14 protein-coding genes and 1 pseudogene are annotated in these 14,137 nt (G+C 64.6%); 10 read left to right on the forward strand and 5 right to left on the reverse strand.

Annotated elements, in window-relative coordinates:
* From ACYCO6_RS34175 to ACYCO6_RS34190, 4 genes are read right to left on the reverse strand one after another with little or no spacing between them, the layout of a single operon-like run.
* A complete protein-coding gene (locus ACYCO6_RS34175; protein WP_459767789.1) occupies positions 1-393 on the reverse strand; it encodes a DUF1622 domain-containing protein in 393 nt (130 codons plus the stop codon).
* A gap of 3 nt (positions 394-396) precedes the next feature.
* Positions 397-747: a YetF domain-containing protein gene (locus tag ACYCO6_RS34180; protein ID WP_459767792.1), complete on the reverse strand. Its 351-nt coding sequence runs from the start codon at positions 745-747 to the stop codon at positions 397-399.
* 19 nt (positions 748-766) lie between these two features.
* A complete protein-coding gene (locus ACYCO6_RS34185; protein ID WP_459767794.1) occupies positions 767-1,138 on the reverse strand; it encodes a hypothetical protein in 372 nt (123 codons plus the stop codon).
* A gap of 40 nt (positions 1,139-1,178) precedes the next feature.
* Positions 1,179-1,601: a hypothetical protein gene (locus ACYCO6_RS34190; protein WP_459767796.1), complete on the reverse strand. Its 423-nt coding sequence runs from the start codon at positions 1,599-1,601 to the stop codon at positions 1,179-1,181.
* A 361-nt stretch (positions 1,602-1,962) separates the two neighbouring features.
* On the opposite strand from ACYCO6_RS34190, the pseudogene ACYCO6_RS34195 reads away from it, so the two are divergent.
* From ACYCO6_RS34195 to ACYCO6_RS34225, 7 genes and pseudogenes are all read left to right on the forward strand, one after another.
* Positions 1,963-2,676, forward strand: a pseudogene (locus tag ACYCO6_RS34195) (transposase).
* A 1,319-nt stretch (positions 2,677-3,995) separates the two neighbouring features.
* Positions 3,996-4,736: a TSUP family transporter gene (locus tag ACYCO6_RS34200; RefSeq protein WP_459767798.1), complete on the forward strand. Its 741-nt coding sequence runs from the start codon at positions 3,996-3,998 to the stop codon at positions 4,734-4,736.
* Between the two features lie 248 nt (positions 4,737-4,984).
* Entirely contained in the window at positions 4,985-5,557 is a 573-nt protein-coding gene (locus ACYCO6_RS34205; protein ID WP_459767801.1) for a hypothetical protein, read from the forward strand.
* Positions 5,558-6,185: 628 nt separating this feature from the next.
* On the forward strand, positions 6,186-6,653 hold the full coding sequence (locus tag ACYCO6_RS34210; protein ID WP_459767803.1) for a zinc-finger-containing protein: 468 nt from the start codon (positions 6,186-6,188) through the stop codon (positions 6,651-6,653).
* Between the two features lie 570 nt (positions 6,654-7,223).
* Positions 7,224-8,363 (forward strand): Na+/H+ antiporter NhaA, encoded by a 1,140-nt coding sequence (gene nhaA / locus ACYCO6_RS34215; RefSeq protein WP_459767805.1) that lies wholly within the window; start codon positions 7,224-7,226, stop codon positions 8,361-8,363.
* A gap of 68 nt (positions 8,364-8,431) precedes the next feature.
* A complete protein-coding gene (locus ACYCO6_RS34220; RefSeq protein WP_459767807.1) occupies positions 8,432-8,608 on the forward strand; it encodes a hypothetical protein in 177 nt (58 codons plus the stop codon).
* A 28-nt stretch (positions 8,609-8,636) separates the two neighbouring features.
* Positions 8,637-9,407, forward strand: a complete 771-nt coding sequence (locus tag ACYCO6_RS34225) for an ion channel (protein WP_459767809.1) — start codon at positions 8,637-8,639, stop codon at positions 9,405-9,407.
* Between the two features lie 48 nt (positions 9,408-9,455).
* On the opposite strand, the gene ACYCO6_RS34230 is transcribed toward ACYCO6_RS34225, so the two are convergent.
* Positions 9,456-10,352, reverse strand: coding sequence for a LysR substrate-binding domain-containing protein (locus ACYCO6_RS34230; protein WP_459767811.1), 897 nt, complete (start codon positions 10,350-10,352; stop codon positions 9,456-9,458).
* A gap of 337 nt (positions 10,353-10,689) precedes the next feature.
* Between ACYCO6_RS34230 and ACYCO6_RS34235 the strand changes: the two genes are divergently transcribed.
* From ACYCO6_RS34235 to ACYCO6_RS34245, 3 genes are all read left to right on the forward strand, one after another.
* The gene (locus ACYCO6_RS34235) at positions 10,690-10,968 is read left to right on the forward strand and encodes a hypothetical protein (RefSeq protein WP_459767813.1); all 279 of its coding nucleotides are present in this window, start codon (positions 10,690-10,692) and stop codon (positions 10,966-10,968) included.
* Between the two features lie 327 nt (positions 10,969-11,295).
* Positions 11,296-12,996 (forward strand): ATP-binding cassette domain-containing protein, encoded by a 1,701-nt coding sequence (locus ACYCO6_RS34240; protein WP_459767815.1) that lies wholly within the window; start codon positions 11,296-11,298, stop codon positions 12,994-12,996.
* Positions 12,980-14,002, forward strand: a complete 1,023-nt coding sequence (locus ACYCO6_RS34245; protein ID WP_459767817.1) for an efflux RND transporter periplasmic adaptor subunit — start codon at positions 12,980-12,982, stop codon at positions 14,000-14,002. Before ACYCO6_RS34240 ends, ACYCO6_RS34245 begins: the two co-directional genes overlap by 17 nt.
* Positions 14,003-14,137: the final 135 nt, after the last annotated feature.

Here is a 14,137-nt window from a genome sequence, read left to right on the forward strand (position 1 = left end):
TCAGACGCGCGGCTCGGCCTGGCTGCCGGACGTCACGCGCCGGACCGCGGCCTTGTCGATCTCCTGCTGCAGGAAGTAGTTGAGGATGGTCCGGATCGCGGCAATCGCCGCCAGTTGTCCGATCTCGGACCAGGTCGGGGCGACCGCGGTGCGCAGGATGTCAGCCCCAAGCTCGAACTCCAGCGCGAGCGCAAGCCAACGGCCGAGCCGTAACCGGACCTCCTCCTTGGCTTCGTGCGACGCCACCGCGTCTCTGGGTTTGGCGAAGCTCACGAACACGAAGGCGGTTCGTGCCGCGGCCTCGATGACGGCCACCGCGATCACAAGCCCGGCAACGCCTTCGGTCGCGGTCGCCAGCAATACCGTCAGTTGCTTGATCTGTTCGGTCAGCACAGGTCAGCCCGCTTTCAGCACGTTGATCCTGCCGCTCGGCTCCAAGACGACCCGTCGTGCGCCCGTAGCATCCTCAAGCCCGCTTTGCCGTAGAGCCTCGTTGAGGTCGGCCTCGCTGACGGCGTGTCGCTGAAGCTCCGCCGGCTGCAGCTTGCCATCCAGCGCGATCCGGATCGCGCCACCTTCGACGAGGCGGGACAGGCGCGCCGAGCGGGCCGCCACGCGCTCAAGGACCCAGTGCGAGGGGCGGCGGCTCGCCGGCCCGATGCCGCCTGGACGCGGGTCTGGCGAGAATTTTAGCGGCTTCCTCTGGGTCGCGGGTCCTGCCGCCAGACGAGTTGCGAGCCGCATCATGGCCACATGTGTGGGTGGATCAGCCCGCAATTTCAGCATCTAACTCAGCGTCTAAATCTTCCCACATCTTCGATTCCGTCTCGGCAGTTCCATTCTCGACGGCTTCTGGCCACCTCTCCAGCCTTCTTAGCTTATGTTTATCATACATCACGAACACGGCCAGCGTGCCGGACTCATTCGCAAGCTTGATGTACTTGTTGCATCCAAGCGCATAGGAGAAAAAGTTTCGTCCATTAGGGTTTCGATCAATCACGTAGTGGCGAGTCAAATTGTGATCGGGATGCTCCGCTCCACCAGATCTGTAGTAAGCGGCTAGGGCGCGGCGTTCATGCCACTCTCGAGAGTACATCTCTCTCCGCACGGTCGTGGGCATAACGAGAATTTCCTTCATTTGTTGCGTCAGTTCCCTTTGTGGCGACCGAGATTTGCGTTTACGTGTCGTAAATAACTCCATCGAGCTCGTTCAAAATCGACTCAGCTTCATCATCATTGCTTCCGGAACTGCGATTGACGGGTTGATTTAGAATTTCATCAATTTCAGTATTGAACTGAGCTTCTGTCCTGGCGGTTCCGCTTTCTATAGACTGAGGCCATCTCTTCAATCGCCTAAGCTCGTCCCAATCATTCACCGAAAATACGGCCAGCGTCCCGCTGGAATTGGCGAGACGGATGTAACTTATGCCCTTGACTACCTTAGAGCCGTCATCAAGAATTATCGGCTTGCTGTCGAGCACGTAATGACCGGTCAAGCTGTGTTCGGGATGTACTCTTCCGCCAGCGCGGTAATAGGCGGCAAGGGCACGACTTTCCAAGCGAGCCTGGTCCTGGCTCTGCTCCGGCGTGATGGTCGACATGGGCTCTTCTCTCCTCGCGTTGTTGTCAGGGTGCTCTGACTATAGCGACCAGGGGTTGGGATTTCGCATTTTGAGACGTGAATTTTTTGGCGCCGAGCTTACGGCGCCCGCTGCGGTGACGGTGATCTGCAAGCATCTGCTGCCGAGCACAGCGGTTGAGTTGTGGTGGTAGGAGGGACCCGCGTCGGCTAGAAGAGCATCCTGCCTTGGCGCTGGGCGCCAGACACGGTCCTAGGCAGCCCAGGGCCGGCACGCGGCCTACGCCTACACCTTCGGCGCGATCTGTCCCGACAAGGGCAAGGGCGCCGGTATCGTCGTGTCCCACCGCGCCAGTGAGGCGACGAGCCAGCGTCCGGTCGAGATCAGCCGCAGCGTTGCGCCCTGCGTCCATGCCGTGCTGACGCTGGACGGCGCTGGCCACCTGCAGGCCCGGATGGAGGAGCAGGCCGAGTGCATGCTCGTGTTCATCAGGGCTACATCGGAGGGCAGGAAGGACCTTGTTGGCTTCCAAGTCGGCGTGCGTGAGAGTGCCCGGAGATGGCGGGAGTTGCTCGTCGACGTGAAGCGGATCGGGCCGTCGTTCGCTCCTGAGATCACGGTCGGCGCCGGCGCACTCGGCTTCTGGCAGGCGCTGGGGGTGCCGAAGTCCGTCCAGCCGGCGATGAAGCCAGATCTGCGCGAGATCCAGGGCGCGCCGATTCGCCCGAAGGTCGAGGTGGCCCTGTGTGTCTTCGTCGAGGAGTGCGGGCGAAGTAATCGCTCGTCGCCGTTTGATTCACCAAAGACCAAGAGGCGCCGCTGACGTTCTCCGACTCCGACGCCGAACACTGAGATCGCCTGCGCACCTCGCACCCAATCGAGAGCGCGTTCGCCACTCTGCCGGCATCAGACGATGCGAACTCACGGTGCGCTCTCGTCCATGAGCGCCAAGCTGATGGTGTCCAAGCTCGTGATTGCGGCCTCGAAAACCTGGTAACGCTTGAAGGACGAAAGCCGGTCGCCGAAGGTGATGGCCGGCGTCATCTTCCGCGACGGGACCGTGATTACTGCGAGCCCTGATTACCGCGCCGCCTGACTGCCTTCGTCGCCCAACATCTCGCATAGCTCCAGGCTGAGCGTCAGCAATCGCAGGCGTTCGACACGCCGAAGACCTCGCCTTCGGCTCGGGGCGGCTCTCAGCTCTCGCTCCGGGCTCCGCCCGTCGCCTCGAGCTTCGGCCGCCTTGTGTTGAAGCCCAGCGTGACTGAACTTCCCAGAGAAGGCTTTCTCCCCCACGACCGGAATGACGAATCCCTTCGTCGAACCAGTAGGTGGAGGAGAACGAGTTCGACTTCCCGTCGAAGTGGCGAAGAACCCAGCAGCCGACCAAGGCTGCAGCTCGGTGGCGTCCATTGACCGAGCAGGTAGTTCCGATCCCCGGTCCATGCGGACCACGCGGTTATCAGGTGAACCTGATGCCTCAGCGCACGCTAGCCGTCTACGGCGCGCTGAGTGGAAGGTGCGGCGACGCAGAGCTTCCATCTTGAGTTTGTGCATTCGCAGCCGTGTTGACTGCCGGAGCAACCCGCTCGAGGCGTCCAGCATCTCTGCTGGGGAGCGCTCGGGCTGATACCCGTTCGGTGCGGCACCTCATAAGCCGGCGTCATGTTCCGCCAAGCCGTTGAACGAAATCCGCTATGTTGCGCTCGAAGGTTGCCCAAGCGCGTGACAAGCCCAGAACATCTTAGACGAGTTTGTTCGCTGAATGTTCTGAAATTTTTTATGGGAGGCACGCCACTTTCTAATGTGGAATTTGAGGTGACACACCAGGAGATGGTCTGGCGCCCAACTGCACTCGGCTTCGGCTTCGGATTCGCAGCGGCGTGACGAAGCTGCTTGAGCAGCCGTGACATACAGATCCATTCGGCAGCCGAAAGGCTGGGGCTTGGTGGACGAGGAGAGGCCTACTTACTGAGGGGAGGGGGCTTCGCGCTCTTGCCCGACCAGAGGTTCAAGCCATCCGATGCCCTGACGGGTGGTGAAATTGTGCCGTTCGCCCTTGCAAGTTGCGCTACATAGAGGTGCGCGTGCCGAGGCCATGTAAATGGCTGTGAGGCTAGTGCACAGACGCGGACGAACGCACCACGTACTCTTCGGCTAGCCCGCTAGATAGACGTCGGAATTTGCCCCGCGGAGTGTACCTTTTGTTGGCATCAGCGCACTAGCAGGCGTCGAAACGGCAGGAGGCATGATCACTTACTATACTTACCTGCAGGCCCCGAGTAGTTAGACCCCGAGGCTTAATGCTCACCCCAAGTACCGCTTCCGACCCCACTCGGACCTTCGAGCTTGCCGCTCGCAATGACCGGAGTTGATGGGAAGCGGACATGGCACAGCGCATGGTAAGCTGAGCCGATGCCCGACCTTGCCTTTGCCGCTGCCATCGCGGTTGTCGCCGCGCTCTACTCGGCTGTGGGACAAGCAGGCGGCACCGGCTACGTCGCCCTGATGGGGCTGGCGGGCTTCGCTTCTGAGACGATCAAGCCCACCGCCCTTGCGCTCAACATTCTTGTGGCAGCGCTGGCCTGCATCCGCTTCTACCGAGCGAGGCTGCTGACGTGGCGGGCCTGCTATCCCTTCGGGGTCCTGGGCTTGCCGTTCTCGCTGCTCGGTGGAGCGCTGCACCTGCCGTCTGCCACCTACCAACCCGTCGTCGGGGCGCTGCTGCTGGCGGCGGGGTTACAGATGCTGCGGGGAGCGCGAACTGCAGTCGACAAAACAGGGCTGCACCCGCCGCCCTTCCTAGCGGCACTTCTGATGGGTGGCGTGATTGGGGTGGTCTCGGGTGTGACCGGCGTCGGTGGCGGGATCTTCCTAGCCCCCGCCATCCTGACGCTTGGCTGGGCCGACACACGGCAAACAGCCGCGATCTCGGCCACCTTCAACCTTATCAACTCAGCCGCCGCCCTCGCCGGAGCATGGGCGACCATGCCTGCGCTACCTGCGGCTTTGCCGTTCTGGCTGGCTTGTGGCGGTGGTGGTGGCTTGGCTGGCTCGTGGTTAGGAGCGCGTCACCTCCGGCCGCGCACCCTGCGGCTCTTGCTGGCGGCCCTGCTGCTGGCCTCGGCCGTGCGCATGATAGCCACGTCCTTGTAGCTCGGCTCTCACCTCACCGTTTCCGGATCGTGAGAGGCGGCTTCGGCTCTCGATCCGATCATTCGCCTCGTCATCACCGAACCGCTGCTGCCCATCCGATTAGGACGTTCAGGGGCTGCTTGCGACCACCGCTGGACTGATCTGGCGCGCTCTGAAACCAGAGCCCGCCGTTTCAGGGTGGCGCTGTCGGGGCGGCTTGCTTTCAGGTATGGCTTAGCGCGTGGTCAAGTGTGAATGGAGGTAGCCCAATGCTGCGGATTGCTGCCGCTGCCCTTCTGCTGGCCTCAGGACCCGCATTCTCTCAGGAAGCGGAGATTGGTGGGCACCACGATCATGCTGCGATGAGCCATGGTGTGGCGTCTCAGGCCCGTTCGTCCGTCCCGAAGGAGCCTGGACAGTCCGCCTTCGCGGCCATCCAGGAGATCGTGCAGATACTCGAAGCAGATCCTCATGCCGACTGGTCCAAGGTAGACATCGAGGGCCTTCGCCAGCACCTGATCGACATGAACAACGTCACCCTGGATGCGGATGTGACCGCCGTTCCTGTCGAGGCTGGCGTTCAGTTTACGGTGAGGGGGCGCGGGCCTGTTCGGGACTCGATCAGACGTATGGTCAGCGCGCATGCAGCGACCATGAACGGCATGGACGGTTGGAAGTTCAGCGCCGCTGAGACGGAGGATGGTGCATCGCTCACTGTTATTGTCCCTGCATCCGACTTGGCCAAAGTCAGGGCGCTTGGGTTCATCGGGGTCATGACGCACGGCATGCACCACCAAGAACATCACTTGATGCTTGCCCGGGGTGGGCATCCTCACGGCTGAGACCGCTCGACCCAGCCTCATCAGGGGGGAACGTCCGCAGCGTTGGCGGCCGCAAAAACCAGCGCTCTGGCTCTACTCTGACCGTCCATTTTTGCCGTTTTGATCGAAGGCCGCTCTTCACCCCACTCGGCCGGTCGAGGCGGTGCTTTTCGGGTGAGCCTTAAACAAGCCTGACTTCATAGCCGCTTCAGAGTCTGAGCAGCCGTCTGGGTCTCATCAGCGAAGGACCGCTTACGAGAGCAGACCAGACATCCGAAACATGCCGCCTGAGCTTCTGCTTCCCACCCGTTGCGGACCTTGGGAGCGATTAGCAAGCATCAGATTTGATCACCAAGCTTTGGCCACGCGGTTCGATTGAGCCCCAAGGCGAGCGCCGGGCTCGTTGTGCGCAACGTTCGACGCGGCGGGCGAAACAGGTTTTTCTCGCATTCGATCAAACGCGAATAGGTGTATGCGAGCATTCTCGCCTAGTGTATGCCTCCACACGAAGCTTTGTCGATTTGTCCGCTTCAGTGAAAAATTACGAATCAATCGGACATCTAGGGGACATCCGGGGGACGCCAGGGGGACATCTGGGGTACATCGCCAATTGGTCGTATTGGATCTGCGCGGACGCCTGGGGGACAGCATGTCCGGCCGTCGGACAAGTCAGAGGAGCGAGGAAGTGGTGAAACCCATCCCGATCTGCCCTCGTTGTGGTCAGCCGGCGACCCAGACGCTAAAGCCGACGGGCTTGAAGAGCCGCTGTGAACCGTGTGGTCTGTGGTCCAGGGGCAGCAAGCCGCTACGTGACGAGGCTGGTCATCGGGCTCATATCACGCGCGTCCGCGCTAGACGGGACGCTCACCTCTTCTTCGATCCCCTCTGGAGGGAGGGCCTTCTCGATCGGGACACCGCCTATGAGCTGCTTGCCCGGGAACTCGGCATAGAACGCGACGCCTGCCACATGAGTCGGATGGATTTCGAAGTCGCTAGGCGTGTTCCTAGGGCTGTTAAGGCGATTCGAGCGGCTCTCGCGGTCGAGTCGCTTGTGGGCATGCAAGCGAATGCGAATGAAGGTGGGCATGATCGTGTTCCCTCACTCGACATGAACTAAAGACCAGTCCTGCGGTCTTTTAGGGACCTATTGTAATTGATTTCGGCTTTTGCTCCGCCGCGGCCTTTTGGCGAATTGGTCCTTATTGACCGGCGAGTTTTGACCCGAACCGGGCCATCGGAACGTCCACTTCCGGGAGGTCTGATCCAATTATGTGGGTCAGAGCGACTGATAGTGGCCGTAAGCGGAATGGCCGCTTCGGAGAAGGCCGGCCGGAAAAGCGGACAGCCTCCTTCCGACCCAACCCAGCCACTGAGCGGCCCCCGCCGACATCCCCAAAGCAGACAAAACCTGCGACCGGCGGACGACTGCCTTTCGACCCTACCTTCCTTCCAGATGGTCTCGTGTCGAAGGTTGCCCTTTGGACCTCCTCCCGTTGGCGACGCACCCAGGCGTGGGTTGTGGCCGCTCGATTTCGATGCGATAGCCCGCGGTGGGTGCGTGGTCCGTCGGTCGGACCGGCAGGTCGAGCGCTGGTCGGGCCGCCAGCGCCGGAGACCCGTGCCCGTGTCGTTGCACTCCCATGCCGTTCCGCGGCCCCCTCGCCATCGTTTGTCGGCGCTACGCGACATGCTCGTCAGCGAGGCCGGCGGCGGCCTCGTCCTGATGGCCTCGGCCGCGCTCGCGCTGGTGGTGGCGAACTCGCCCCTGGGCGACGCCTACTTCGCCGCGCTGAAGAGCCATCTCGGCCCGCTCTCGGTCCTGCACTGGATCAACGACGCCCTGATGGCGGTGTTCTTCCTGCTCGTCGGGCTGGAGATCAAGCGGGAGGTGCTCGACGGGCGTCTGCGCACATGGCCCGACCGGGTTCTGCCCGGTTTGGCCGCGCTGGGCGGCATGGCCGCACCGGCGCTCATCTACGCCGCGGTAAACTGGAACTCGCCCGAGACGCTGCGGGGCTGGGCCATCCCGGCCGCCACTGACATCGCCTTCGCCCTCGGCGTGCTGGCGCTGCTCGGCCCGCGCGTGCCGGTCTCCCTCAAGATCTTCCTGACGGCGCTCGCCATCATCGATGACTTGGGCGCCGTGCTGATCATCGCCTTGTTCTACACCGCGGACCTGTCACTCCCGATGCTAGGCGGAGCAGCCGTGACGCTGGCCGTGCTCTACGGGCTCAACAAGGTCGGCGTGGCGCGCCTGTGGCCCTACCTGCTGCTCGGCGTCGTCCTCTGGGTGTTCGTGCTCGCGTCGGGCATCCACGCGACCATCGCCGGCGTGCTGCTGGCCCTGACCATCCCGCTGCGCCTGAGCGTCGGTAAGCCGGACGACCCGACCTCACCGCTACACATCCTCGAACACGCGGTCCATCCCTGGTCGGCCTACCTCATCCTGCCGGTCTTCGGCTTCGCCAACGCGGGCGTGTCGTTGGCGGGGATCACGCCGCGCATGCTCCTCGACCCGGTGACGCTCGGCGTGGCGCTCGGCCTGTTCGTTGGCAAGCAGGTCGGCGTGTTCGGCCTCGTCCTCGCCGCCGTGAAGCTCGGACTGGCGCAGCGGCCGGCTCATGCGGGATGGGGGCAGGTTTACGGCGTCTCGCTCCTGTGCGGCGTGGGCTTCACCATGAGCCTGTTCATCGGCCTGCTCGCCTTCGCGAACGCGCCCGAGCTTGAGGCCGAGACCAAGGTCGGCGTGCTGCTCGGATCGCTCGCCTGCATGGGCGCCGGGGCGCTGGTCCTACGGTTCGCCCCGGCTCGCCCGTCCCACCGCTGAGCCGGGACCGGCCGCGCCTCGATGGTGCGCGGCGCCTCCTTCGACCTCCGAGAACCGGGTGAAGCATCATGCCTCGTCAGTTTCCAAGGCGTCGCCCCGGCGTCATCGAGGGGCGTCTGTCCGACCTTGTCCTCGCCCTCACCGGGGTCCTGCTCCTCGGGATGGGCGTCCTGTTGCTGCTGTCGTGGCTGTCGGGTGATGCCGAAGGCGCCCTGACCGCGTACGTGCTGACGCGGGATTCCTGAGTCTGTCCCCCTTCCGGCCCGACGACCGATGACGACATCCACCGCCACGCTGCGCGAGCTCTACGAGGAGGACACGGGACGCGCGCACCGCTTCCGCTATGCCCTGCTGGTGTTCGACGTGGCGACAATCGCCTTCGTGATCGTCACCTCGTTCCTGCCGCTGAGCCCCTGGATCATCGCCTGCGACGTGGCGGTGGGCCTGTGCGTCCTGCTCGACTTCGCCGCCCGCTTATTCGTCAGCCGCGCGCCGCTGCGCGAGTTCCGGCACCTCAGCACCTGGACGGACCTCGTGGCGGTGGCCTCGTTCCTCGCCCCGTTGCTGGTCGAGGGCGTCGGCTTCCTGCGCATCCTGCGCACGCTGCGCCTGCTGCGCACCTACCACCTGCTGGAGCGCCTGCGGCAGGACAGCGGCCTGTTCCGCCGCAACGAGGACGCCATCCTGGCTGCGACCAACCTCGTGGTGTTCGTGTTCACGATGACGGGCATCGTCTATGCCACGCAGCACGGCTTCAACCCGGCCATCCAGACGCCGGTCGACGCGCTGTACTTCACGGTCACGTCGCTGACGACGACGGGCTACGGTGACATCACCCTGCCGGGGCCGACCGGCCGGCTGCTGTCGGTGTTCGTGATGATCTGCGGCGTGACGCTGTTCTTCCGTCTCGCGCAGGTGGTGTTCCGCCCCTACAAGGTGCGCTTCCCCTGCGATGCCTGCGGACTGCAGCGCCACGAGCCGGACGCCGTGCACTGCAAGGCCTGCGGCAACATCCTGAACATTCCAGATGAAGGGGCGTATTGACGGCGCGTGGACCGTGAGCCTTCGGAACAGGCGAAGGCCCAATCAACCTCAGGGGACGACGGTCGCAGGGACGGCGACGCGCCGCTCCAACGCCGCGACAATCGTCGTCGACAAAAGCTCAGCCGCCGGCGAGACGTGGCCCGGAGCCTGGTAGAGGACGATCTCCGTATCGGAGAGCTTCGGCAGCTGAAGGCGAGCCGAGACCGACACCATGCCGTCGGGGATCATCTCCGTCGGCAACACAGTCACCCCGAGCCCGGCCTGCACGGCGGCCTGCAATCCGGCCAGGCTCGGGCTGGTGTAGACGATGCGCCAATCCCGGCCGGCGGCGTCGAGCGCCGAAAGCGCGCGCTTGCGATAGACGTCCGGCGCGGGTGACAGAACGAGCGGGATCGGACCGTCGCCTTCTGCGACCAGACGCAGCGACGCGACCCAGTCGAGCACCTCCCGCCAGACCCTGGTGCCGCCGCTCGGTCCCTGTGGCTCCCGCTTGAACAGGATCAAGTCGTACCGGCCCTTGGAGAAGTCATCGAGCAAGTTGACCGTGAAGTCGCAATTCACTTCGAGCGCGACCTGCGGGTGGGCGCGGGCGAAGCACGCCAGAACCTCCGACAGGTGCGTGGTCGCGAAATCCTCCGGCGTGCCTAGCCGGACGATGCCGGTCAGTTCCGGCGTCACGATCCTGGACAGGACCTCGGCGCCGAGCTTGAGGATCTGCCGTGCATAGGTGAGCAGCACCTCGCCCTCGGACGTCAGCTTGAGTTCCCGACCGTCACGGTCGAACAGGCGACGTGTGAGGCCGTCCTCCAGCCGTTTGATCTGCAGCGATACGGTCGATTGCGTCAGGCCCAGCCTGCTGGCCGCGCGCGTGAAGCTCCCGTTGTCGACGATGGCGACGAAGGTGCGCAGCAGGTCGAGGTCGAAAGGCAAGGACGGCCCGGGCATCGACCTGACGTCAGGTCACATGGGCCGGATCTCAAGCTTCCGGATCGAGAATCCACCAAGCCGGGACGGATCGTAATGGCGCTATGTGACGAAACACACATCGCCTATTGAGCGGATGTCGCGAATAAGGATTAAACAGACAGTTTCATAGCCGCGGAATTGAGCGGCATTTGTTTTTGCAATGATCTCCATTGAAGGACGGAAATTGTAAAGCGACGCTCATTACTCCAAATCAGTTGCGTGGCTGAGGCGAACGAAAGCCGCAGATGCGGGTTCGCTTCAGCCTTTTGATGCATGGACAGGTCCTCACGACCGCAAACTTGATTGGAGACAAGCGATGAAGGCGTCGAAGAAGTTATCCGTCGTGACCGTCGCGGCCGCGCTCAGCGTCGCGCCGCTCTCCGCCGCGTTCGCCGATCTGCGCGTAGGTCCAGGATCGCGGCCTCTCCCGCAGACGACTTGGGACGGGCTCTCGACCGGTTCGATCCTTCCGGCTGAGATCCTGACCCCCACCGTCGGCGGCTGCCGCCGGAGCTCGGCCCAGGAGGGCAACGCCGATCAGCAGCACTTCCCGGTGCAGCAGTACGGCCAGACGTCGGGCGGCTACCGCTGCTGAAGCGGGTGCCCTGCCTCGACCCGACAGCCGTCCGGATAGCCGGCAATCGCTGTCGCCAAAGCGGTCCGCCGTGCCACCACTCATGGCGGACTGCGCTTGCGATCCCGGCCTTCAGGGCATCCGCCGCACGCCCAGCGGCGGCGCCCCATCGCTTCGATCTAACCCCGTGAGGATCGAGCTCCGCCAAGCCGGGCACCCTGGGCCGGTTCCGCGTTCCTGCGCCACACGCGCCACCACGGCTTTCACTTCTCTCCGGGGCCGCACTCCGCCCCTGGCTAATACCGTCGTCCTCGCACGCCCTCGTTCCGGTCTGAAGGTCCTCGCCCAATGGATGCGACGAAACACACGCCGCTGACGCTCGCGGAAGCCAGCAGGCTCATCGGCCGCTTCCTCAGGCCGGAGGCCGGCTTCGTCTGGACGGCGGTCGTTTACGGGATTGCCGTGGCGCTCCTGGGCCTCGCCGTGCCGGTGTCGGTGCAGCTCCTGATCAATTCGGTGGCCAACACGGCGCTGCCGACGCCCCTGTTCGTCCTGTCCGGGCTACTCCTCGGCCTGCTGCTCGCCGCCGCCCTGCTGAGCGCCGCGCGGATCTACATCCTGGCGCTGTTCGAGCGGCGCGTGTTCGCGAGAACCGTCGCGGATATCACCCTGCGCGCCCTCCATGCCAGGAACCCGCATTTCGAGGACGCCCGCCGCGGCGACTTGTTCAACCGCTTCTTCGATCTCATGACGGTCCAGAAGGCGGTCCCGCATCTTCTGGTCGGCGGCTTCGCGATCCTCCTTCAATCAGGGATCGGCCTCGTCCTGACGAGCTTCTATCACCCGTTCTTCCTCGCCTTCAATCTGGTGGTGGCCGCCGTGCTCGTCGGCATCGCATTCCTCTGGGCGGGGCCGGCGGTCCGGTCCGGCGCGGCGCTGAGCCATGCCAAGCACGAGACGGCGCGCTGGCTTGAGAGCGTCGGCAGTTCGAACGGCTTCTACAGGCACGGTGGCCGGCTCACGACCGCGCTTGCCCGTTCCGAGGCGTTGACCGCCACCTACGCGGGGGTGCATCGCCGCCATTTCCGCCACACTTTCGCACAGACGGTGGGATTCCTCATAGTCTACGCGGTCGCGAGCGCCGGCCTTTTGGCGATGGGTGGGTGGCTGATCCTGCAAGGGCAGTTATCGCTCGGGCAACTCGTGGCGGCGGAACTCGTCCTGTCGAGTGCCTTCTACGGGATCTCGCAACTGGGCTCCCACGCGAGGACCTTCTACGACCTCGTCGCGGCGCTCCACGAGCTGTCGCTGTTTGAGGGGATCGAGCAGGCTGACGGCGACGGGTGGAACGGCCCTAGTCCCGCCAATGGGAACCTGCGCCTGCGCGATGTCGAGGCCGACGGTCTCCGCTTCGACTTCTCTGTCGAGAGCGGGGAGGTCCTCGCCGTGGCCGCCGACGAAGGTGTCGAGCGGGCGCTTGCGGCCCTCATCGAGCGGAGGGTCCGGCCGGAGCGCGGGTTGGTAATGCTCGGCGGAGCCGACATCGCGGCCTTCGGTCCGGAGGGGCTGCGGTCGGAGATCCTCGTCCTGGGTCGGCCGACGCTCGCCGAGACAACAATCCGCGAGCACCTGTCGGGCGGCGACGTGTCATGCCCCGCTCGAATGCACGAGTGCCTTGAGCGTGTCGGGCTGGCGGAGCGCATCCGGAGCCTGCCCTCCGGCCTCGACACCCCCTTGTCCGCGTCCGGCTCGCCGCTCTCCACGGGCGAGGCCGTCGCCCTGAAGCTGGCCTCCGCGCTTCTGCGGCCGCCAAAGCTCGTCGTCTTGCCGACGCTCCTCGACTTGTTGCCTCCGGATCGTGTCGCGGCAGCGCTCGCGGGGTTCCGGGAGGCGGGCACGACGGTGCTGCATGTCACCCGCCACCCCCCGATGCGGGTCCACGACGACCAGATCCGGCTGGGCTCCCACGGCTATGGGCGCGCCACCGAACGTGAGGAACTGCTCGATAAGACGATGCTGCGGGAGAGGACCCATGCTGTCGCGGCCTGAACACCTCCATCGCTTTCCGACCCTGACCGCGATCCGGCCTCCGCGTGCGGCGGTCGTCCTCGGCTGGATCATCGGGATCGGAACCGTCGTCGCAGTCCTGATCCTCCTGTACGTGCCCTGGGTGCAGACCTCGGCCGGGACCGGGCGCGTCATCGCGCCTAACCCAGCCGACCGGGTCCAGACGGTCACGGCTCTAGTCCAGGGCCGGGTGGAGCATTGGTACGTCGAGGATGGCCAGCGGGTCCGCGCCGGGGACCCAATCGCGCGCCTCGTCGACAACGACCCGTTCCTTCTCAAGCGCCTTGCCGCCGAGCGGGAGCAGATCGAGGCCGAGATCGAGGCGGCCGATCAAGCCGTGAAGGTGGCGGAGGGCCAGGTCAGCCAGACGCGCGAGGCCGCAGAGAAGGGTTTCGTGACCCGGCGCAACTTCGAGGCCGCGCAGATCCGCGTGGCGGAGCAGCGCGCAAAACTGGCCGAGGCCAAGGCCAAGCTCAGCCGCCTCGAAGTGACCGTGAACCGCCAATCGGCGCAACTCGTTCGCGCGCCGAGGGACGGCCGGATCCTGCACATCAACGCGGCGGCCGCCGGCACGCTGGTCAACGCGGGGGACACCCTGGCCACCCTCGCGCCGCTCGCGCCGGCCCGCGTCGTCGAACTGATGGTCGACGGCCGGGATGTCGCCCTGATCCGGCCCGGCCAGAGCGTGCGCCTCGACTTCGAGGGCTGGCCAGCGATCCAGTTCAGCGGCTGGCCCTCGGTGGCCCATGGCATGTTCGATGGTCGGGTGCGAACTGTCGACCCCTCGGCCCAGTCGAGCGGCCTGTTTCGCGTGCTGGTCGAGCAAGACCCCGACCGGACCGCGTGGCCCAACATCGATTTCATTCCGCTGGGAGCAAAGGTGCGGGGCTGGATCAGGATGGAGACCGTCTCGCTCGGCTACGAGCTGTGGCGCGTGCTCAACAACTTCCCGCTAGAGTTTCCGACGACGCCCCGAAACCCGGCCTGAACGACCGAAACGGGTGTGGCGAGCAGAGGGGAGATGCCTTGTTTACATTGCGTGTCCGCTTTTTGAATTCGGCGTCCGAAAGCAGACGGTCGCAAAACCTGAAGAGTTTCGGTCGCCGCGAGGCGTACGAAAGTC

It is taken from the genome of Methylobacterium sp. CM6257, assembly GCF_054611515.1.